At 37.6% G+C, this 21,598-nt stretch carries 17 protein-coding genes and 1 tRNA gene; 8 read left to right on the top strand and 10 right to left on the bottom strand.

Annotated features, from left to right (window positions below):
* The first annotated feature begins 29 nt into the window (after positions 1–29).
* The 6 genes from GKS34_RS07145 (at position 30) to GKS34_RS07170 (ending at position 4,666) form a co-directional block, all read left to right on the top strand.
* Positions 30–103 (top strand) — tRNA-Asn (locus GKS34_RS07145).
* Between the two features lie 404 nt (positions 104–507).
* On the top strand, positions 508–1,512 hold the full coding sequence (locus tag GKS34_RS07150) for a HEPN domain-containing protein (protein ID WP_163384114.1): 1,005 nt from the start codon (positions 508–510) through the stop codon (positions 1,510–1,512).
* A gap of 175 nt (positions 1,513–1,687) precedes the next feature.
* A complete protein-coding gene (locus GKS34_RS07155) occupies positions 1,688–2,119 on the top strand; it encodes a hypothetical protein (protein WP_163384115.1) in 432 nt (143 codons plus the stop codon).
* Between the two features lie 149 nt (positions 2,120–2,268).
* Positions 2,269–2,607 carry a hypothetical protein gene (locus GKS34_RS07160; protein WP_163384116.1) on the top strand — a complete coding sequence of 113 codons (339 nt, stop codon included), beginning with the start codon at positions 2,269–2,271 and terminating at the stop codon, positions 2,605–2,607.
* A 9-nt stretch (positions 2,608–2,616) separates the two neighbouring features.
* The gene (locus GKS34_RS07165) at positions 2,617–3,576 is read left to right on the top strand and encodes a DarT ssDNA thymidine ADP-ribosyltransferase family protein (RefSeq protein WP_163384117.1); all 960 of its coding nucleotides are present in this window, start codon (positions 2,617–2,619) and stop codon (positions 3,574–3,576) included.
* Positions 3,577–3,949: 373 nt separating this feature from the next.
* Positions 3,950–4,666, top strand: a complete 717-nt coding sequence (locus tag GKS34_RS07170) for a caspase family protein (RefSeq protein WP_163384118.1) — start codon at positions 3,950–3,952, stop codon at positions 4,664–4,666.
* Positions 4,667–4,895: 229 nt separating this feature from the next.
* Here the strand turns inward: GKS34_RS07170 and GKS34_RS07175 are convergent, their stop codons facing one another.
* The 10 genes from GKS34_RS07175 to GKS34_RS07220 form a co-directional block, all read right to left on the bottom strand.
* Positions 4,896–8,207, bottom strand: a complete 3,312-nt coding sequence (locus GKS34_RS07175) for a Swt1 family HEPN domain-containing protein (protein WP_163384119.1) — start codon at positions 8,205–8,207, stop codon at positions 4,896–4,898.
* Positions 8,208–8,209: 2 nt separating this feature from the next.
* Positions 8,210–10,957 carry a DUF1156 domain-containing protein gene (locus GKS34_RS07180; RefSeq protein WP_163384120.1) on the bottom strand — a complete coding sequence of 916 codons (2,748 nt, stop codon included), beginning with the start codon at positions 10,955–10,957 and terminating at the stop codon, positions 8,210–8,212.
* A gap of 2 nt (positions 10,958–10,959) precedes the next feature.
* Positions 10,960–14,484 (bottom strand): helicase-related protein, encoded by a 3,525-nt coding sequence (locus GKS34_RS07185; protein ID WP_163384121.1) that lies wholly within the window; start codon positions 14,482–14,484, stop codon positions 10,960–10,962.
* Positions 14,481–14,786, bottom strand: coding sequence for a helix-turn-helix domain-containing protein (locus GKS34_RS07190; protein WP_163384122.1), 306 nt, complete (start codon positions 14,784–14,786; stop codon positions 14,481–14,483). Before GKS34_RS07190 ends, GKS34_RS07185 begins: the two co-directional genes overlap by 4 nt.
* Positions 14,787–14,952: 166 nt before the next feature.
* Complete coding sequence (locus GKS34_RS07195; RefSeq protein ID WP_163384123.1) at positions 14,953–15,405, bottom strand: terminase small subunit; 453 nt, start codon at positions 15,403–15,405, stop codon at positions 14,953–14,955.
* Between the two features lie 59 nt (positions 15,406–15,464).
* Positions 15,465–16,313, bottom strand: a complete 849-nt coding sequence (locus tag GKS34_RS07200; protein WP_163384124.1) for a hypothetical protein — start codon at positions 16,311–16,313, stop codon at positions 15,465–15,467.
* Complete coding sequence (locus GKS34_RS07205) at positions 16,313–16,651, bottom strand: helix-turn-helix domain-containing protein (RefSeq protein ID WP_240459221.1); 339 nt, start codon at positions 16,649–16,651, stop codon at positions 16,313–16,315. The genes GKS34_RS07200 and GKS34_RS07205 overlap by 1 nt, the downstream gene beginning before the upstream one ends.
* An 81-nt stretch (positions 16,652–16,732) precedes the next feature.
* Positions 16,733–17,590 (bottom strand): hypothetical protein, encoded by an 858-nt coding sequence (locus tag GKS34_RS07210; RefSeq protein WP_163384125.1) that lies wholly within the window; start codon positions 17,588–17,590, stop codon positions 16,733–16,735.
* A 38-nt stretch (positions 17,591–17,628) separates the two neighbouring features.
* On the bottom strand, positions 17,629–17,859 hold the full coding sequence (locus GKS34_RS07215) for a hypothetical protein (protein WP_163384126.1): 231 nt from the start codon (positions 17,857–17,859) through the stop codon (positions 17,629–17,631).
* A 386-nt stretch (positions 17,860–18,245) separates the two neighbouring features.
* The gene (locus GKS34_RS07220) at positions 18,246–19,472 is read right to left on the bottom strand and encodes a site-specific integrase (RefSeq protein WP_163384127.1); all 1,227 of its coding nucleotides are present in this window, start codon (positions 19,470–19,472) and stop codon (positions 18,246–18,248) included.
* 247 nt (positions 19,473–19,719) lie between these two features.
* Between GKS34_RS07220 and GKS34_RS07225 the strand changes: the two genes are divergently transcribed.
* The gene (locus GKS34_RS07225) at positions 19,720–19,986 is read left to right on the top strand and encodes a GIY-YIG nuclease family protein (RefSeq protein ID WP_240459222.1); all 267 of its coding nucleotides are present in this window, start codon (positions 19,720–19,722) and stop codon (positions 19,984–19,986) included.
* 1,263 nt (positions 19,987–21,249) lie between these two features.
* Positions 21,250–21,528, top strand: a complete 279-nt coding sequence (locus GKS34_RS07230; RefSeq protein ID WP_163384129.1) for a hypothetical protein — start codon at positions 21,250–21,252, stop codon at positions 21,526–21,528.
* Positions 21,529–21,598 lie beyond the last annotated feature (70 nt).

A 21,598-nucleotide genomic window follows, 5' to 3' on the forward strand; every position in this document is an offset into this window, starting at 1 on the left:
ACTGGAAAATTAAGTTGAAATAGTGTAATTCCTCCTTAGCTCAGTTGGTTAGAGCATCTGACTGTTAATCAGAGGGTCCTTGGTTCGAGCCCAAGAGGAGGAGCCTAAAAATCAAATGGTTACAGAAATGTAGCCATTTTTTATTTATTCTTGTAACACGTTTGTGACACAAGTCTGAAATAAGGAGGTTTTTTTACCTTATTTATACCCACACCATTTCATTGTGTGGCCGGTTTTTATTGGTCTCAATTTGACTCCTTGTTTACACATACTTTTTGCTTCCAGTTTTCGAGCAGTTCTTTTATATGTGCTACAAATAGGTCATGATTTATCCCGTGGATTTCATTCAACTACAAAAATGGCATTGATTTCTGAGAAATTATCGGTAATATTAATACTCGATCAAAAGTCAATTTAATGAGGTTACTCAACATATGATTGTTGTTTAACCATGATCGTGTCAGGTATTTACACTTTTCGATATATGCCAGGTCATTAAAAAACAAAATGGAGAGAAAAGAATCATATATACACTTTGCAACAGTGGGAGGAACCTATATTGATTTTTCTCATTTAGATCTAACCCCATGGGGAATAATAGGTGGATTGGTAGAAAATAAAAATACAGAGGAATTTATTCGATCTAATTCCATTCCTGATGAGGCCGACAGAAACTGGAAACATATTAAAAAAGTTTCCCAAAGTGCTGACGGAATGGGAGGTGCTGGAATGCACGGTGATTGGAGATATATGAATCTCCTTTGGCCATTAGACTTTAACAATCCCCCATCGGAGGCTGCATATTTTGAGGCAATAGGTGCAATCAAAGTTATTCATCCTTCAGAATTATACATAAAGAATATCTTAGGAGCTCAATATTTTGAAGGAAAAGGTATATACTTCAGTAGTTGGAGTACCTACGATCACCATCATTGGCATAAGTACCAAGATCCCAAAAAACATTACTTTGTATATCCAGAGGAACATCTAAAAGAAACAAACACTTTTTTAGCATTTTACAAGGAGAACTATAATAAGAGAAATTATATTCGGAATGCTATTAGATACTACTTAGATTCTTTCAACGTTAATAGCGTTGAAATGTCGTTTATATGTCTTTGTATTTGTTTAGAGACTATAGTTCCAGGAACCGAACAACTTTCATATAGATTTAGAAGAAATCTTGCAGTTTTATGTTCTGAATCTCATGAAAATGGAAAGAAAATTTACAAAAATGCGAACCTTCTTTATGGTTACCGTTCGAAATTGGTGCATTCAGGGATGAACAGTAACAATTTCAATAAATTCGAAATGTTTTTTGAGTATGCACAAATATTAGCTTCAAGAATGATTATTGAAATGTTGTTACATGATATTCCAAAAATAGACGAATTGGATAAAAAATTGACTGAATTGGGATTTGGACAAGGAAACACAATTACGAAGGGATATGAAAAATTCATTGGAAATATTTCAGTATGGCATAAGATATCAGAATATGAAATTCAATAGGGAAAGCGGCATTTAACAGTACCTACCTAGAGGTGGTGATTAAGTGGTTAAGTCGAGTTTGTACATATAAATCTCCACCTTCATCAGGTAGCTGCATAACATGGGACAAAGCATTGTTGCACTTAGAAAAGGAAAAATTTTAGAAGAAAATCTCCATTTATACTAAAAAAGGAACATGGCTAATTTAAATGAAATTAAAGAAAATGTAATAAAAGAGTATATTTGTAGATACCCTCAATGGACAGATATAAAAATAACTAAATCAATTAAGAATTCAGACGATGGCTACTATCTCGTTGTAAAAGCCAAAGAAAATGACATCGAGACAGAAGGGGAAATATGTTTTGTCGATAATGACAAAAAAGTGAGAATATTCTCGACAATAGAAGAACTAATTAATTTTATTGGAGATAGACAGAATAAAAAATGGTACCTCCAAATGTTTACTAAAACAGGTATTTCTGCAATTGTAACACTTGTATTATTAGTGACACTTTGTATTTTAGTATTTAGACCAGGGCAAGCAGACCAGCAGGTTTTACAATTTATTGGAGGAGCGTTTCTAGCAGCCATTGGATTTTTGTTCGGAACCACCACAACCCCTTAAGCAACATAATACTCACTACAAACAGGTTAGATTTTTCATTCGGCTTGTAAAGCCAAGTATGAAAATACTGTTGCTTGCACATATCAAAATGAATACCGCATTGAGATATATTAAAAACCATATTTATCATATTAGATATTATTAAAATTATGAACACTGAACAATTAGTTTATTCTTTAATAAAAGAAGCCATCGAGATTGGAATGAAAGACGTTGATCTGGAAAAATCTAAAGGGGGTTATCAAAATATGCTTGGTCAAGGGATTCCCAATATTGTAATGAAACCAGGTAGGTCACTCTTTTATATTGTCCAAAGTAATGGTGACGAAATTCCAAACTCAAGAATAAAGGAAATTGGTTTAAAACTTCACCAATTTGGAGGGCTTCAATTGATGCAGCAAGCATATTATGATATAATCAAACCATTTGGAGGACATGGGCCAAATTTGAAATGGGTGTGGGAAAACGTTGGTAACTGGCATCCTTAAACTTATAAAATGACATTAAATAAAAAATATAAAACTCATAGCGTTCAAGTTAATAACCATCGTAACATTTTTGAAATCAAAGTTCTTTTAAATGGAGAAATTTTTTCGGATTTAGTTTTAAATGTCTTTTCAATAAATGAGGAACGGAAATTAATTAACGAATTTATCCAAAAGATATTTAATTCTAACGAATACATTTTTTTTAGTAGTTCATTTGAGTATTTTGATTTTTGTCATGGTAATTCGCTTGAACCTAAAGAGCAATCTTGGTTTAAAACAATATTTTACCGTGGTGATTTGAATTCTCTGAAATTTAACCTTGAGTTGAAAAGCATATCATTCCAAGAACTTTATTTTTCCAGTGAAGACACCTTTGAAAACAAAGAGATTAGATACAACTCTAACCTACCTGACCCTAATAACTTAAAAATTGATGTTTACAAATTGAAGAATACTTTAATTGAAAATAATATATTTAAACTGTATCACTTTACAGATATCACTAATCTCAAATCAATTTTCGACAAAGGCGGTTTGTATTCTTGGTTTTATTTAAAAGACAAAATGGTAAAAAATACATTCGCATCAACTAACCTTTCTAAAGACTTAGACTCACATAAAATGCTTGAAAACTATGTTAGATTGAGTTTTAATTCAGCTCAGCCAATGATGCATAAAGCAATTTATGAAAAAAGAATAAACCATCCTATCATAATTGAAATTGATCCATCTGTTATATTTTTAAAAGAGACTTTATTTTCAGATAGAAATGCTACAGATAGAAACGCAATTATCGGAAATTCATTTGATAATTTTAATTGTATTAATTTCAAAGTGGCTAAAAAAGATAATTACTTCGATTTAGATAACGAGGGAAAAAAATCTTTCCAATCAGAAGTATTGGTTCATGAAAAAATCAGAACAGAGTTTTTTCTAAATTTAGACAAATTAAAAAAATATATTTACTGAATTGTAAGCTCCCTATAAAATGTATTATAGCCAAAAAGGGGGTTATTGGTATACGAATTTCTAAAGCCTATCCAATTTATTTGTTTTGATAGTGGTCCTACCCGCAATCCCTTTCAGGCTCTAGAAAAAACAGCTTAATCCATATACCCCAATTTCACCCCATTGGGGGTGGAAATTAGATATTCAATTGCGCATATTATTTTACAAAAAATGCCTTCATTTACAAAAATATTATTGCTATTTAAAATAATCAGTATCATGAACGGTGAATTTTTTAATGGGACTCACAATATGATTGCCCTACATAGCGGTAGTTACGCTATATAAATAGTTCAAAAGGAGATGACTTATAATAAATTTAACTAATAATTTAATGTTCAGAAAGATTTTATTAATAAAGGGATTCAGTGTTAATGATTCTGAATTAATTAACGACAGAAAAATTTTAGAACTCTACAAAAAGTACTTTGCATCAAATGCGGGAGGTGTATATGAAAGTACTGAAATAGTGGCTCTAGAAGAGCCATCAATTGAGACTATAGACAGGTTTAACGATGAAAACCAATTTTTAGATTCGCTAATTATATTGTTATTGGGCCATGGTGGAAATAGGGACGGATTTCAAATATTTTGGATACAAAAGGAACTATATATTTTTCCTGGACAATTAAATTTTTCATCTAAGAAACAGCTTTTTATAGTTGAAAGTTGTCGTGACATTATTGAATTTGATTTACTCGTAGAAGACTTAAATGGCTTAGTTCCTAAATTTAAAGATGGAGGGAAAATTGAGAGACCGAAAACATCAAAAGCGTCAAAAATAAAATACAATGATGAAATAGATCGAATTGAAAATGGAATAACCTATTTATTTGCTTCTAGTATATCTGAATCAGCCTATGAATACTATTTTGTCCAATACCTAATAATAGTTGCTAGACATTATCATGAATATGGTAGACGAAAAATATTTAGCATCCAAAAAATTTTTGATGAATCGAGAAAGGTAGTAATTCAGAAAACAAAAGGAAAACAAAACCCTATATTGGTTGGTGATGGTAAATTCCCATTTGTTGTTTCAATAATATGATAGTGCAAAATAATCCACAAAAAATTTCTAACCATTTGGCTCTAAAACCATAGCTAGCCAATCATGTTTTGCTAGCTATGGTAATCCATTTAATTTTCTGTTCCAGGCTGGCTCCTGTAATGGCTGATGGAGTTTGCACTTGTCACAGAATTCCATGACAAAGCAAAGACTTTCACCATTCATGATGTGTGCGGTCAGTATTTCTGGAAGATCCATCATAAGGACTTAATTATTCAAATTCCACACTTCCGAATCCTAAGGTTCTTCCGTTCTCTTTGAGTGTTCTTTCAACATCATTTTCAAATCCTACTTCCGTGCTGGCTTCAATATGAATTGTAATTTTGACATCTGAACCTTTAATACCATCAAGGTGCCTTAGAATCTCTTTCTCTACATCATCAGCAGCTCTGAAAAACCTGGTGGCATCTGTTTCAATATGACCAAAAAATCTGGTCTTCTTTGTATTCGCAGATGGCTCACTAACTGTTGGCAATTCAGTTTCGCCACCATAAGGTTTTGTTGTCTTGCCATAACCCGTAGAAGCGTTTTCTACTTCAGCTTCTTCTTTGTCTTTTTCGATTTGAGTAGAAGCAATATCAGCCTTAACCAAAAGTCTTGAAGAGTCAAGTGAAACCATTACTGAAGTTCCTGCTTGCAATCCTAAGTAACGAAGATTTTCAGCATCATAGCTGTCTGCAAGGGCAAAAGAGTCTTTCTTCCACGAAACTAAAGCCAAACCGTTCTCTATGGCTTGTTCTAAAAGCGTCGGGCTGGAGAGTTTAGCTAAATATAGGTACTTAGCGTAGTCTTCCCTGAGTTGCTTTATTTCTACTGAATTATCTCTCCACAATGGAATATTATCTAAGTCCATCTTTAAGAGGGTAGGGGCAAAATCATTGTACAGCAAACTTTGAGAAGTCAGTTTTTTCAAAACTCGTGAAAGGTAGGGTTCTTGATTGCTTCCATTCATTTTGGAAACGTCCCAAACAATATCGGATGATCCTCTTTCTTGGAATGATGTAAGAATCCAAATAAAGGTTTCTGGTAACCTTAGCTTAATCGTATCAAGACTTGCTTTGGTTTTGGATTCTGCCTGATTACTTTGGTAAGCATCAAGGTTTAAAGCAGTCTTATCATCAACAATAGATTTCCAAGCGAGATAAAGTTGAACTGCTTTCTTCAATTCTTCAAGCCTTGATCTATCGGCACTTAGGAATAGCAAAGTGTTACGATATAGCCTCTGTGATTTGCCTTTGGTTAAGAGAATTTCTTTTGCTTTAACTAATGCAGGACTGTTCTCATCTCTTGGAATATGCGGATTGTCTATTCCAATAACTATCAACTTCATTTCAAAATCATCGGGTATATCATTTGAGGATTGCGGCATTAGATGAATTCTTGATAGTTGCCCTTGATTAGGAATAAGTTGCTTGGAAAGCAGATTGACAATTTCTTGTTCAACCCTATCAACTTTAATGTGAGCAGCTCGTTCTTCTGCTGTTCGATTGACATTGTTTTGTGTGCTGTACCAATAATTTTTGCTTTGATGGTAGACATAGGTTGCCTTATCAGTAAGGTGTCTCAAAGCATCTGTAAAGGTTGGAATATTCTCACCCGGCAGAATACTTCCTAACTTGATTTTTTGCTCATCAATACCACGGTTTGCCGCGTTAAACGTTGGTGCTGAACCAAAGAATAAAGTTCTAGCTACTCTTCTGGTTGCTGAGAAGCGACCAATGTTTGGAAAATCGTTATCTATCTGTCGCGGAACAGCATTTGAGCCATCTACATCCTTTTGGATTACTGCACGCCAAGGTTCTTCAAGGTAACGCATCAGTTCGTTTTGAATATCTGCTGCATCCATTGGGACGTTTGCAGGAAGTATCAATGGGCTTTGATCATTATTTTCCCATAATGAGTGAATTATTTTAGCCATTAAACGAAGAATTCCCCTCGTTTTTTGAAATTGTGGAATACTTGCCCACCTTTCAGCTAATCCATCAAACAGCTCGGGGTGTATTGGGAAGAAATCCCTGATCCGCTTTTCATAGCTATTCTCTTGTGTCTCATTTGGAAAATCTGCATTGTTCTGCCTGTAGAAATCCCCAAACGAACGAGCTGTCGCATCTCGCTCAGCATACTGCTCTTTAGTTGATATTGGAGAGAATAGTCTGCGAGTAACAATCTCAAATGATTCTTCTGTTGTGGCTGCCATCCAAGGTGATTCAATTCGGCCAACAATGTTGCCTAGCTCGGCAGCCGATTGCCTACCTTTTGCACCGCCCATTTCAATATCAGAAGCTGGCAAACTGATAACTACAAGGGCATTGGGAACTGCTTTTGCAGCTTCACACAATGCCTGAGCAAAAGACATTTGTGTTCCGTAGGTGCCGCTTAGGTCATCGCTATCATCTTTAAGCTGGCGTGTGTATGCGACCCACTCATCAATAAGTACCATGCAAGGGGCTGCTTTTTTAAAAAGCTGGACAAGTGAGTCTCCCGGATTAGCTGCTCTTTCATCTGCTTCACGAATAATCTCATAACCTTCTTTACCTGCCAATTGCCAGGCCATTTCACCCCAAAGGGTTTTCACGGTTACTGAGTCGGTTTTATTATTTCTTACATTGGGAGAGATTCTATTTCCTACTAATACCGCTCTATTTACATTCTTTGGTGGCCGCTTATCTCCAAGTTCATTGAAAAAGTCTTCAAGGTCTCTAACCGAAGTGAAGTCTGCACCTGAGCACAAGTGATAAAGTGCCAAAAGGGAGTGGGTTTTACCACCGCCAAAATTGGTTTGTAGATTGATTACAGGATCGCCACCATCGCTGTTCAATCTTTCAATGGCATTGGTTAATAGTCTTTGGATTCCTTGGGTTAAATACGTTCTATTAAAAAAATCAACTGGCCTTCCGTATTCTCCTGCACCTTCTCCATCTTGATAAACACGCCAAAGGTCTGCGGCAAATTCTGCTTGTTGGAATTTGCCTGATGCAACATCTGGATGCGGGGTGATAATCTGTTTCCAAGGTTTTAAGCCGATTGCACCGCTAACATCAACCAATTGGGTTTCTATTTTACGAGCCTTTTTCCTGGTGTTTTCTTCATAGCGAATGCGAAGCAATTCGCTTTTTTGTTCTTGTGCTTCTTCTGCTTCAGGAGCGGCAATGGCACTTAATAGCCTTTCAATGTTGTCTAGAGCACGGTAGGCATCATCTGTATCAAACTTATTGTGTTTGTTTTGATGAGCCGACCTTTTTCGAACTTCCATTAGCTCACTCACCATAGACCTTTCTGCAAAGCCCAATGTTTTATTGAAAGTGCCGTTCCAATTCTTCCACATAATGAGTAGAAGCGCCTGCACATCCCATTCTTCATGGTTTAAGTCACGAGAATGATGGTCTTCAGGAAAAGAAGAAACAGCAGCTTCTTGCCAATAGGCTTTGTTTACTTCTTTAAGTTCTCTTACGATATACGGGAACAAACCGCTGCGAAGCAGTTCGAGTCCTTTGTTTACTCTGTCTAAGTTGCTTAGTGCCATATTTAAAACTCAAGTTGTGTTTGAGATCCTTTATCGTCTCTAATGTTCAAAGATTCTGTTACTATTTGGTTCCAAGCCAATACAAGGCTGTTATAGGCTTGAGCTTCTTTTGCCCATCCTTTTTTCTCGCAAATGGAAAATAAGCGATAGGAAAGCTCTCTTGCTATATCTGCTTCTGCTCCAAGTTTTTTATAGAGTTTAGCTGCTCCCAATTCTCCGTTTTCCTGAAGCTGTTTGATGAGGTGTTGAGTCACCTCCCAAACTACTGTTCGCTTGTCAGTTTCTGGGTTCCAATTAGGGTCGAGTTCATCTCGTGAAAGCAGCTTTACGTCACCTTGTCCTGCTGAAATTATTCCTGCTTCGGTTAATGCATTTACAGCTGTGCCTTTAGCTCTGGATAGCGATTCAGCATCACCATATGGCTTTTTTTCGATACCGAATTGCTCAAACCAAGCTAAAGCCCATCGAGTCTCCGCATCAAAATCACCTTCCTGATCCGTTAAGATTTCATCAATGGTTCGGTTAATGAGTGAAAGGGCAGTACGAACATTCATTTTAGACCCGTCTTGCTCTATTACTTGCTCATACCTTGAGAAAATACCCATTCCCGGACCTAATGCTGCTTGAGCTAAATCCACTGGTGCAAGATTGGACTTTTGAAGAATTTCCAATGCTTGCGGTAATTCTCGTTTCAGCTCTTGCATGTATTGTCTGCGAGTGATGGTGCTCTCCTTATCGGTTCTTTGCCTACAAATCATAACTATATAGGATGCGAGTGCATTTGAACCCATTGCACGCAGTCTCCATTTCTGTGATGCTCTTAAAGGCCAAGTAGCGGTAATTTGAAAGCCACTTTGGATAACAGCTTCTAAAATGGTTTCCCATCCTGTAGTCAGTGTTATTCCTGCTACATTGGCTGCTTCATCATCATCTGACGAACCATCTGTTTCTTCTTGCTTGAAGGCATAATAAATGGACATAGGAAAACGCTCGTCCATTGCTTCTTTAAGAACTGTAAATGCTTTTTTGAAGCCACCTTCAAAGTGTTCTTTTGCCTTATCCTTATCACCTTCAAACCTAAATTCATTTGCGACAAGCTCTTCTGTTTTTGGTGTTAGGAGTGTTTTGGTAATGTCAGGAAAATATGGTTCAAGGTTATGCTTCATCCATACGTAGAAGAAGTCCATCAGTTCAGCATAGGGAATATTGTTGTAGTATGGTGGGTCGGTACTTACTAGGAGTTTATTAATTTCAGGATCTGGGTTTTCAGCATTTTTCTGTTTAACCAAACCTGGCTTTGAAAATTGATTGATTGTAATTGCAATTGAATCATAGACCATTCCCATAGACTTCAGCCAACAAATTGCTTTAGAGCCAATCACGTTGGCTTCTGTAAAGTCCATTGCCATAGCAAAACGATTACTTGAAAAAAGCTGCATTTGTTGTTCCCCTGATGCCTTCCAACGTGAAACATTGCAGTTAAAATCGGCAAGTCGGTCAACAGCAAAAAACATATATAGCGTCAAGAGATTTAAGTAGTCTTGTTCAATTTTGCCTTTTTGCTCAGCATGCCATTCGTGAATCAAGTTTGAAATTGTGGTGAGAGCTAATAACTGTCGTTTTGTAAATAAATCTTTGAAGTGAGTCAGGCCATATCGGGGAGGAGCCATGTACTGAGGATGGTCTGACATTATGTAGTCAGGTGCCCAATCAGTTGGAGTATTTAATGCAATTTCTTCTTGCTCTAGTGTTGGAGGGTAGTAATCCTTTCCACGTCCTTTATCTACAACCATTGCGGCAAGACGCATGCCCATTCTACCTTCTTTACCTTCCTTCTTAACGTAATCTAAAGTGGTTACTTCCTGGCAAGCATAGCAGGTTATTTTGTTTCGCTGTACTGTGCCTTTTTCGGGATTCTCGCCAACTATTTCATAGCCGACTAGCTTATTGCCATCATTTCTTTCAATTAATGGGCGATAAAATACTTTAGGTTTCTTTTTGGAGCGTAGGGCAAATGACTTGACTAAAGGCATTTCACAACCACAGGCAGGATTGGGACATTTTACCGTTCTATTCCATATGTAGGTAATTACTTTGGATTCCCGATTACTTGATACTTTAACCTTGGGGAAATACTGCTGCAGTTTCTTTTCTGCTCTTTTATGAATGATATTTCCATAGTATTTCAAATCTTCTACCAATCCTGCAGCATTTTTCCACTCTAGACCTTCACTTTTTATCTGCGATTCAGGATTAATTGGAGCTTGGTTTGCAAATTTCGGAAGAAGCTCTATTGTCGCTTTGTTGAGGAAAATAGAAACTGGGTTTAAGTCTGTGGCAATTGCCTTCATTCCTAAGCGCATACCTTCAAGTGGTATTGCACCACCACCTGCGAACGGATCATGAACATTAGGTAAATCATTATCACATTGCTTCTTGATTTCATCAATGGCTGCTTGAAATGCCCTTGGCTTTGTGTGAATTTTATTTTCGCAAAGTGACCTAATCAATGCAAATAATCTGTCTCGCTCTTTTTCTTGCTCTTCTTCTGTAGGGAATTTGTCGGGATGGGATGAGGGGTCATCAACCATTGAAGCAAATAGCACTGCACGAGCAGAAGGCAATGGTAATCTCGCAGGATAATAATGTATGCCTTTTGGATGTGCTCCAATGCCTGGCATTTTATCGTATGCAGACGCATCGTTAATGGTATCAAGTGGAAGCGCTACTTCTATCAGTTTTTTGTTCATACTTACTGTTCAAGTTCTATTTGTAGGTTCATCACAGCTTTGGTGAGCAAATCTTTAATGTTAAAATTGATGGAGGTTACTCCGAAATCAGGTTCAAAGGTGAATGCATCTTTGATGAAGTGCACATCAGCCTTTTTGCCATTGATGAGGCAGATTGCGAGTATGAACTGCTCGGGCAAGTTGAGCCCATGAATTATCTCATTTTTAGTTATTGTGACAGTGGGAGCATCGTATCTTCTGCCTTTCACCTCAATAAATCTGAGATTACCGTCTTTTCCATCAATACTTTCTATATCATAGCCAATTTTCTCATGGCTTCTATCTTTGGCTTTATTACCAAGTGCTGCTTCAATCTGAAAAACAGCTTGCATTCCCGCTGCTTCAATTTTGGCTTTTTCTTCGGGTGAAGCAAAGCCTTGTTCTTTGTAGGTTTCATCTTTAGCCCCTGTAATCCAAGATGCAGGGAGCACTAATGAAGCTCCTATGATAACGGGGGGCTTACTTGAGATTTTGCATTCCTGGTCGAGTTCTTCCAATCGCTTTTGTAGTCGTGCCTGCAATTCATCAGCTCGTTTCCTTGCTTCATTAGAGTTGAGCTTGGCATTTGCTTTTCCCGCTTCTTCTTGATGGCGCAAGTCCCTGGCTCTATGATCCCAATAGCGAATTTCATTGGTTAGCCGTTCTTCAACTGCATCACGGGTTTTCTCAATCAGGTATTCTCGATTGGTTTTTATTCGCTTTAAATGGTCGCGAGCAATAGATGTAATGGCAAAAGATTTGATTTTGTCCGCCATAGAATCCTTGAGCCATCCTAATGATTCTGCTTTTGGTATAAGCTCATTTAGCTCTTGGTCTGTTGCGTTTTTGTAGTCGAGGTAAGGAGCGTAACCCGCTTGGGTTATGTTGCCGTCTTCCCAAAGCTCAACGAAATGAACTTCTTTAGAAATGGTTCTTCTGCCGCCACTATCCAAATGCTTTGCATCTTGTACACTGTTCTCTAAATAAAATAACACTCGGGGCTTTGATGATGGATTAAGTTCATCAATGAGTATTGAACCTTGCTTTAACAAACTAAAACGAGATTCAAGCAATAAATCAATGGTAGCATCAAGCAATGGATGCCCTGGACAAACAAATGCGGCTAATGGCTTTCCTTGTACCGATATTAATTCCTTGTGGAAGGTAATGCGTTCATAGTTTTTAAGGATTGGCTCACGTGTACCAATGACACTGTCTCGATTACGAATTGCTGCAGGTACATGCATGACTTGGTATCTGCCTTTCTCTTTCTCCGATATTGAACCACCAAGTGATTTGAAGGCAGAAAGAAAGAAATCTGCGATGAAGTGGGGCTGTAGTTTTCTTGCAGCGGCTCTATCCATTTCTTCCCTGATCTCTTTAACATTAGAGCGGGTCATTGTGATAGAATGGAGGGAGCGTTCTTGAAGAATTTTTTGGATCTTCTCGTGGTCTAGTGAGTCATTTAATACTCTGTCTAAGTAGGCTTTGCGCTCAGGGTCGTTTCCGTATCGTATGGCTTCAATGAGTAAGTCTCTAAGACTCTTGTTTTCAAAGGTCATTTCGCCCAAAACATCAAATACTTGCCCGCCTAAAGAAGCTCTTTCAACTTCTAACTTTTCAAATAGGCGCTGCCAAACTTCACCTTCTCTGGTTTGGTGCGCAATGAGGTTCCACAAACGGCAGACTTCCGTTTGGCCAATACGGTGTATTCTACCAAAACGCTGTTCCAAACGATTTGGGTTCCACGGTAAGTCGTAATTGACCATAAGATGCGCCCTTTGCAGATTAATACCTTCACCTGCGGCATCTGTGGCAATAAGTACAGATACATGAATGTCTTGAGTGAATTGTTCTTGGGCTTTTCTGCGATCTTCACGGTTCATTCCACCTTGAATGGTGACCACTGTATCTTGACTACCCAATAAAGCCCTAATGCGGGTGGCTAAGTAAGTGAGGGTGTCCCTATGCTCAGTGAAGATTACGAGTTTTCTCCGGTTGCCACCTTCATCAAACATCCATTTACTTTCTGTAAGGATATTTGATAGTTCTTCCCATTTTTTGTCATTTCCTGATCGCTTAACTGATAGGGCAAGCTCTTCTAAAGATTTAAGGGTGTTGATTTCAGCTTGTAGTTCTTGAATGGTTTGAGCAGTCGTAGCTCTATCTACAAAGTCTTTTCCATCGCTTTCTTCATCTTCATTTTCAAATTCATCAACATAATCTTCAAGCTCATCTTCTGATTCAAACTCAGGCATTTGTTCCGAGGAGAGTTCCACACGTTGAAACATTCTTTCTTCTTCCAAACGGCTTTCAAGGCGTTCTTTTCTTCTGCGGATAGATTGGTAGATGGCTTCCGGGGAAGATGCTAATCTCCTTTGCAGAATGGTTAATGCAAAGCCAACTGTACCACGTCTGCCTGATTCAAGTCTGTCAGCCCTGTTGAATTGTTCTCGTACATAAGTTGATACTTCCGTATAAAGTTGTTCTTCTAAAGCAGAAAGCTGATAAGGTACAGTAAGAGCAATTCTCTCAGGAAAAAGTGGTTTACCATCAAATTTTACAAGTTCTTCTTTGAGAAGTCTCCGCATAATATCAGAAACTTCAACTGTATGAACGCCATCTCTGAATCTACCTTCAAATCTGTCGCCATCAAGCAATGAAAGGAACAATTGGAAATCTTCTTCCTTACCGTTGTGGGGTGTAGCTGTCATTAGCAAGAAATGCCTGGTCTTTCGAGAAAGCAATTGGCCTAAACGGAATCTCTTGGTATACTTGACTTCACCGCCAAAAAAAGAAGCGGACATTTTGTGCGCTTCATCGACTATTATCAAGTCCCAATCGGTGACATTCAGCTTATCCTTTAAATCTTCATCTCTTGCCAATTTATCTATGCGAGAAATAACTAAGTTTTCTTCTGTGAACCAATTGCCTGTTTTGGAAGCATTGATTTTGTCATTTGTCAATATCTCAAACGGTAGTTGAAATTTTTGGTATAACTCATCTTGCCACTGTTCAGCGAGTACACCTGGGCAGACAATCATGCAGCGCTTTACATCGCCACGGATAACAAGTTCCTTAATCAACAGACCCGCCATAATGGTTTTACCTGCTCCTGGATCATCAGCCAATAGAAAGCGTAGCGGTTGGCGTGGAAGCATGCTATCATAAACTGCTGTTATCTGATGTGGCAGTGGCTCAATCATAGAAGTATGAATGGCCATCATTGGATCAAATATGTAAGCGAGGCGAATACGATAGGCTTCTGAGACCAATTTAAACATGCTCGAATCAGCATTAAAACTGTAGGGAGCTGACTCTATTGCTATTTCTAAATCAGGTTCACTATCACGGTATAGAACTTCATTATTGACATTTCCATTTGGCTCCTTGAAAGTAATTTCAATTACATCTGTACCGTGCCAAGCCACGTCAATCACTTCAACCGAGTTATTGGTGACAATTCCCTTTAAGTGGGTGCCTTTAGTTATGTTTTCAAGTTTTGTCATTCCTTAGCAGATGATTTAACGTATTTGAGTTCTGATTCGGCAACTTTCAATACATCATTTGCAACTTCTTCGTCTTTTACTAAGTCAAATACCTGGTCTGCCAACCAAAGAGTAATGAGTTCTTTCTCATTCACTTTGAAAATCTTGGCCAGGGCTTCTACATGGCCACGTTTGGCTTTTCTTTCACCTCTTTCCAATTTGCTTACCAATGCCGTATCAACCTCAATATAAGCTGCCACTTGTCTCAGAAGCAACCCTTTGGATGCGCGTAGCTCGCGGAGCTTATTGCCCAGATAGTTCATTGCCTTATAATTGACTTGTCAAATTTTGACTAAAGTAGACAAAGAAAATGAAAGTAAAAGCAAAAGGTAGTGAGAAACTGATTTTAAGAAATTGGGGGGTAAAAATTTATCTGATAAGTGTTGTTCATTTGTCGATTAGCCTTATGCGAATAAGTAACTTTATATATTATTGATCATTTTTCACTAATTCCCATAGCATCATCAAGGCTTTCAGTTTATCATGTGAGTGGATAGCAAAACCGGATTCCGTTTTTTTTAAGGACTTGATGGAACTTGTTGTATTTGGATCTACCTGACTGAGTGACTTTAAAGACCAGTCATCATTAAAAAATTCAGTGATGTTGGAAAAGGCAATATTTGCGATTTCTGTCAATACCTTCTCCTGTGTTACCCCAATATTTTGAAGAATTTTCGATCCCTTTGCCTGAATGTATTTTTTAATGTAAGGTTTTGTAAGGTTTTCATGCCCTTGTTGCCTTGCAGAATGTTCACTGTACCCTGCAAGTTTTGCCGCTTCTGTAGCATTCATTTTTGCTTCCCCAAGATAGTGCTCAGCAAAGTGGAGTTCTTTGGTGGTTAAATAGATTTTATCCTGGCCAAGGTCGATCTCTGTTTTCATAGCGCAATTTTCTCTTATCCCTTGTAACGAATTCACACTACATGCTAGGGGTGAAATCGTTACAATTGAATGAATTTTCTCCTTAAAAGTTCACCGAACTTCTCTTTGGTCCGCATATGGTGCTGCAGTAAGTATTTTTCGTATTGTTCTAGTTGGTAAGACCTAACCCTTCTGTTTGATTTATTCCAGAAAGAAGGGTTTTTCCAGTTTGCCAACCTTATCTCATCTTTCCTAGAATTTTCCGCATTGGTGTAAATCAGTGGATCAATCAGCAAGATATTGTCCCATTCACTGAGTAGAGAATGAAAGAGTTGACTCTGGTTGTCGTTCTTCTCCAGGTCTCCCAGGCAACCAATCCCTAAACGATTAAAGAATCGGGCTTTTTTGGAAGAGAGCTCGTATCTCAATAGATGGGAAGAAAGCCTGTATTGCGCTGATTTGTTGTAAATTTTTACTTCATAATCCCTGTGGTTTGCGACGTAATGCTTTCCCGGAAAAACATACATATTTTTAAATGGGCTTCCATTATGTCGAACAAGTCCTGATAGAAGCATGTTGGGATCAGCATCCATCGGTATATTCAAGCCCCATTCGAGATTAATGAGCGGCAATTTTCTCACATCAACCATTAACCGATCTGAAAGTCGCTGATTTGTTTCAGAAACTTCCGGCCAGGAAAAGTCATCATGGTTATGATGTCCCTTGTTTTTGTATTTGTGGAGGCTTCCTTTTATGTAGCCGTATCCTGCATTTTTAACTGAGATAAAAATCCCCTCCTCATCCAGAAACTTTTTTGTATCAACTTCCCCGGTACTGCAGTTTAGTATGGATTGAAATTCAAGGGCAGAGTTTTGCAAAAGCTGAGAAATGACTCTTGAGTCCAATTTCACCTTAATTCCGCAAATCATCAGCATCTACCTTTTTTATTGAGGTAGGTTTCAGCCTCTTTTTCTATATCTGAATATGATTTTCTGGCCCCCTTCTTCAAGTAACCCATCAACTCATTTCTAGAGAAATAGAGTCGTTTGGATCTTTTCATCACTGGCAATTCACCCCGGCTAACTTTAGAATAAATGGTAGGTACCTTTAGGTTAAGGAATTCGGCTGCCTCGTCAATGGAAAGAAGTTTTTCTTCTTGATTTTTAATGGGTTGGTTAGCGGACCTAATAATTTTCTCAAGATGATCCAGCTTGTCAAGCATTCGGCCAACGGCCTCTGGTAGTTCTTCAAATGATATTTTCTTCACTGCAAAGTATGTTTGGTTATACTTTGCGAGTTAGGATACGGGTTTCCGCTTTTCTTCCGCTTTTCTTACGATTTTACGGCACTACTGATTTTTTCCGTATTTATTTATTGTTCCATAGTATTGAGGCTTACTGGTTTTTCGCATGTTTACAGCATTGTCATCTCTATATGGGTAAAAACAGGCTTTTATGAGATCAAAGAGGCTATCTGGTCGACGGTGTCCGGGATACTCTATTTTAAAGAAAAGCAGAAAAGTATAAATGACATTACCCTTTGGCGTATTGACGGATTTAATAGGCTTTAAAATCTTTGGTATTGAAAAGTCATTGGTAAAATAGAAGGTCACCCATGCGATTAATTTTTCATAGTCCAGAACAGATAATATCTGCTCATTGGTCCTGGGATCTGTTTTTAACATAAATCTGAAGGCTTCTTCAACTTTTTCCTTAATTTCAGATTCTTCTTCAGACGTGTCAATATCAATAATTTCATCTGTTTGAATCCTTTTCAAATGAAATTCTAGCAGCTTTCGAGGACGATCTGAGAAACCACTAATCTCCCTTCGTTGCAGAACGGTTATCATCTCTTGAATGTGTTGAATTTTCAAGGCACCTTTTTCAAATAAAAAGTAAATTATATTTTCCTGGCTCTGCCCTAAATTATCTTGTTTTTCAACGGATTTATTGGTAGCCAATTCATGGTTTAACCATTCAAGAAGTAATTTGAAATTATTGGGTGCCCCATACCTAATTATTAGCCAAAAAAATCTTGAGTCTTGCCTTAAAGACATGGATTCATTAAACATTTCTATGAAATCAGAAATAATATCTGGCGAATTCTCTAATCTATCTTTATCCTCTTTAACTACATCCTTCTGTTCTTGCTCGTAAAAATCTACATATTTAAATAGAAGTTCTTCGAATTCAAGTTTTTCGCTCATAGACCTATTTAGATTTTATTGCAGGCATTCCCATTGGTTTAGTCCACAATTTTAGCGTGGACCTGGGTTATTTTTATACCTAATTTTTTGTAGGCTTCTCCCCGACCACTAAATATACTTACTACATAAATTACTATTTTTTGACATTTTTTTCCTCCTTTTAATGGAGCTTTTTTTATTTTTTTGAAAAAATACTTAATTAAGATTAATTCTAAATAATTTTCGCCAATTCGGTAAAATTTTTGGATACTTATTTTTTCGAACTTCATCGTTTAATTTTTGGATTAACTCAAAAAACACCCAAATAAAATTTCTTTTGAAGAAGCAGAATCAAAAATACTCCCCATACTAAATCTCTATAAATTATACAAAAAGAGAAACAAATAATGGTAAATCATTCATTTCTCGAAATATTTATATTCTAATCTCCCTCATTCATAACTTGACATAACAAATTTTCGAATTATTTTTTCTAACAATAAAAGTGAAATGTTTTTCAAAACTCATTCTGTTTGGCATAAAGATTCTAGATTTTAAATGTCAATATTTTACAACATTTGATTAATCAGTTGTGTATAAATATTTACTTTCCTTTTCACCACCAGTAAGCCCAATCCATTTACCTGGTCCAAAAGCATAAACCGCCTTTTTAACCTTAGTTTGCCTTCCTAAAACCGAATGTGAGAACATCTGTTTCCTTTTGAATTTGTTCCTTTTCAAAGCTATCCAAATAACTTTCTGTCACATCAACAGAGCTGTGGCCCAATAGCTCGCTAATCATTTCAATTTTAGCTCCTGAACGCTTTAAAACCGTGGCAAAACTATGCCTTGCAAAGTAAGTTGTTACGTTCTTTTTTATTCCTAATTCAGAAACTATTTGTTTGATGTACTTATTTATGATTTTAGTTAATTGCTGGTACGTTCCTCTTTCTTTCTCTGCATTCATTCCGGGTTGAAGGTGCGGAAAAATATAGGCATCATTTGAAAGGGAGGGTACCCCCCATTTTTTAATGATTTCTAAGGTTTCCGGTTTTAACGCCACCGAAATCGATTTACTTTGCTTTTTGCTTCTTACGGTTTTCGCCCTTCTATAAGTCAGCATATCACCGTCAATGTTTTCCCATTTAAGCAGACAAAAATCTTTCACATTCATGCCATTGCACAAATAAAGAAAAAGCCAATAATCTTTTGCCATTTCTTTCGTAGTTCCCGGTTTGGCTTCATAGTTGTAAATTTTGGCTATTTCTTCAACCGTCAATGCTTTTTTAATATTCCTACCTGTTGGAATAGAATATTTATTTTTCCCTTCGCCAAACGGATAAATGCTTTTATCAATATTTTGAATGTTGTAAATGGCTCTTAAACTTCTGAGGTATATGCCAACAGTAGAAACACTTTTGTTACTTTCAAGCATCCAACTCTCATATTTTTTTAAGAGGCTGGGCGTTACCTCTGCAAAAGTCAGATCCTTTTTGTAACTCACCAGGCTATTTTTTGCACATTCATAGCTTACAGCAGTCCCTAACCTTTTTTCGGCTTTCAATTGGGCTATATACTTTTCAAATGCAAAGGAAACACTATTTTGCGTGTTTCGCTGTTCAAAAAACTGTTCTTCAAATGCACCGAAAGTAAATACGTTGAGGGTTTTTATGGTATTTACAGCCTTGGTATAAAAATAGTTTAGTTTTAAATGGATTTCTTTTTGCTCTTCATTTCTTCTTTTGTTTTGCATCACCTTTTGAAATTCATCAGGCGTTAAATCAATCCCGGTTGAAAAGTATTTGCGTTTCCGGTTGAAGGTAATTTTAATTTTAACGGAACATTTGCCGTTTTTCTTTGGTCTCAGTTCATCCAAATAAATACTTGCATCGGCTGTTTTCATAACCTTGATTTAAAATGTAACACGTTTGTAACACAAACTTAGCATAATAACACAAAGTAAACAACAAGTATTAAGTAAAATAAAAGGGATAAAATAAAGGTTTTGAGGGGTTTGAGTGATACTTATTAATATTTTCTATATTCTTAGTTTGTGTTTGATTTATGACTGTTAATCAGAGGGTCCTTGGTTCGAGCCCAAGAGGAGGAGCAAAAACCTGCCAATGGCAGGTTTTTTTATATATTTATGCATGGATCAGCATTATGTATATATCCTTTATTCTGAAACCATCGACAAGTATTACGTTGGTCAAACGGAAGACACGGAAAAGCGACTCAGTTTCCACAATGATCCCGAAAAGAACAACATCTGGACGCAACGCGGTATTCCATGGGTGTTGAAAATTTCAATAGCCTTTCCCTCACGCACCGAAGCAATCAAAGCGGAAAGATTCATTAAAAGTCAAAAATCCCGAAAATTTATCCGAGAAATCATTCTGAACGGATGGAAAAAATGAGGGGGAGCATCTGATTCTCCTCAGTCTTGAAGGGGCTTTAGTTAGGGCCTAAGACTGGGACAATCAACTACTATAAAGAAACATTTTTCGCAAAATGTTGTACGGATAAATGCTTGATTCTTTTATCATCTGCCATCATTTTAAAAGCTAAAGAGCTACGGATTAAATTCTGTAGCTTTTTTTTGTTGTGTGCCGTGCATGGCAATCCACTAGGTGGTGTAAGTCCACTGTGGGGGTTTGTAATCGCCAACCACTAGCCGAGAGCAAGGGTGTCCACCGTGAGGTGGAATCTGAAGGAAGCAGGAGGCAAAGCTCCGCCCCGTGGATATACCGGACTAAGCTGACCCCCCAATCCGGAGACTAAAAAAAGCGAAAAAGTAACTGTCAATCCGGCAGATGCTGACCCCTTGTTTTGAATAATCCGGAGCATACTGACCCCTCAAGGTCGACAATCCGGACCATATTGACCCCCCTAAATGGATTTTGGTTTATCAGAGAATCCCCTGCTCTCGGACTGTTCTTCATTCCTCCGATCCTCGCTTCGGCTGTTCCTAATTTTATTTTAGTGTTTAATGCCTCCGGCAGGTGGGAGAAATAAAATCCCTCAGCCCGTGTTTGGCTCGCCTGCACCCCTCATTCCGCACGTTCAGTCGCATTACATGCTCTTCATGAACGGCTCCATTCGGACTCGCAGGCGGCTCGCATATAACCCTGCCGCCATTTTCTAACCCCCTGGCCCCGGGATCATCCGGGGTTTTTAAGGTTGCTGTACCAGCATGAAAAAATAAATGTGACAGGAAACCTTCAACATATGGAATCTTTAATTTTCTTTTTCTAAGATATTCGAAGCTACTTCGTTAAATTCTTATAAGTGTAAGCTTAAATGTCATAAATACTTACTATTTATTGGTATATTCAATTCTTATTAAACTTTAATCCTTCTTTTATGACTATGGCTGACCCGTTCCATAATGTCACCGTGTTAACCAGCAACAATACCGATATAAAATTGGCGGAGAAATTGAGCGGCAATGTGACCTCCCTCCAAGACCCAGAATATGCCTTTTTTTTGGGAGCGTTCAATGAAGGTCGATTGCAGCGATATCTAAACCAAGATTTGAAACTTGTAGGGTATCACTTGGAACAAAGACAGCCGATAACCATCGTCATGAGGTTGGAAAAGGTAACATCCAAGGGCCTTAAATTCTGCCGTATCCCATAAATAAAGTATCAACCGACCAAACATCCAATCCATATAAACCAATGCCAGATTTTACAAGAGTAAAAGTAACCCGTGCCACTTATGAAGAGCTGGCAACCAAGCTAAATGGCAATGTTGACAGCTTTGAAAATCCAAATAGGGCCAGCCTTGAAGGGAACTTCAATACCCTTGAGTTGACGCGTTTTATCGGAAAGGAACTTGAATTGTCCGGGTACGCCACAGATGCGCCTAGCTTCCCTAGAAGTATAAGCATGGTACTTGATGGTGTAGAGGACGGAAAATTGACTTTCAAATCATCCGCCCATAAATCGGGTGATTAATAGATGTTCATAGCTACCGCAAGTAGGAGAATTAGACCTTACAAACATAAAGGGGGATAACCCCTAACAT

Origin of the sequence: Cyclobacterium jeungdonense (genome assembly GCF_010994275.1) — a bacterium.
Classification (GTDB): domain Bacteria; phylum Bacteroidota; class Bacteroidia; order Cytophagales; family Cyclobacteriaceae; genus Cyclobacterium; species Cyclobacterium jeungdonense.

Coding starts and splice junctions, on each gene's coding strand:
- GKS34_RS07185 (WP_163384121.1), bottom strand. CDS start 14,484: ATGACAAAACTTGAAAACATAACTAAAGGCACCCACTTAAAGGGAATT.
- GKS34_RS07190 (WP_163384122.1), bottom strand. CDS start 14,786: ATGAACTATCTGGGCAATAAGCTCCGCGAGCTACGCGCATCCAAAGGG.
- GKS34_RS07150 (WP_163384114.1), top strand. CDS start 508: ATGGAGAGAAAAGAATCATATATACACTTTGCAACAGTGGGAGGAACC.
- GKS34_RS07155 (WP_163384115.1), top strand. CDS start 1,688: ATGGCTAATTTAAATGAAATTAAAGAAAATGTAATAAAAGAGTATATT.
- GKS34_RS07220 (WP_163384127.1), bottom strand. CDS start 19,472: ATGAAAACAGCCGATGCAAGTATTTATTTGGATGAACTGAGACCAAAG.
- GKS34_RS07170 (WP_163384118.1), top strand. CDS start 3,950: ATGTTCAGAAAGATTTTATTAATAAAGGGATTCAGTGTTAATGATTCT.
- GKS34_RS07165 (WP_163384117.1), top strand. CDS start 2,617: ATGACATTAAATAAAAAATATAAAACTCATAGCGTTCAAGTTAATAAC.
- GKS34_RS07215 (WP_163384126.1), bottom strand. CDS start 17,859: ATGAAGTTCGAAAAAATAAGTATCCAAAAATTTTACCGAATTGGCGAA.
- GKS34_RS07180 (WP_163384120.1), bottom strand. CDS start 10,957: ATGAACAAAAAACTGATAGAAGTAGCGCTTCCACTTGATACCATTAAC.
- GKS34_RS07175 (WP_163384119.1), bottom strand. CDS start 8,207: ATGGCACTAAGCAACTTAGACAGAGTAAACAAAGGACTCGAACTGCTT.
- GKS34_RS07210 (WP_163384125.1), bottom strand. CDS start 17,590: ATGAGCGAAAAACTTGAATTCGAAGAACTTCTATTTAAATATGTAGAT.
- GKS34_RS07225 (WP_240459222.1), top strand. CDS start 19,720: ATGGATCAGCATTATGTATATATCCTTTATTCTGAAACCATCGACAAG.
- GKS34_RS07195 (WP_163384123.1), bottom strand. CDS start 15,405: ATGAAAACAGAGATCGACCTTGGCCAGGATAAAATCTATTTAACCACC.
- GKS34_RS07160 (WP_163384116.1), top strand. CDS start 2,269: ATGAACACTGAACAATTAGTTTATTCTTTAATAAAAGAAGCCATCGAG.
- GKS34_RS07230 (WP_163384129.1), top strand. CDS start 21,250: ATGCCAGATTTTACAAGAGTAAAAGTAACCCGTGCCACTTATGAAGAG.
- GKS34_RS07200 (WP_163384124.1), bottom strand. CDS start 16,313: ATGATTTGCGGAATTAAGGTGAAATTGGACTCAAGAGTCATTTCTCAG.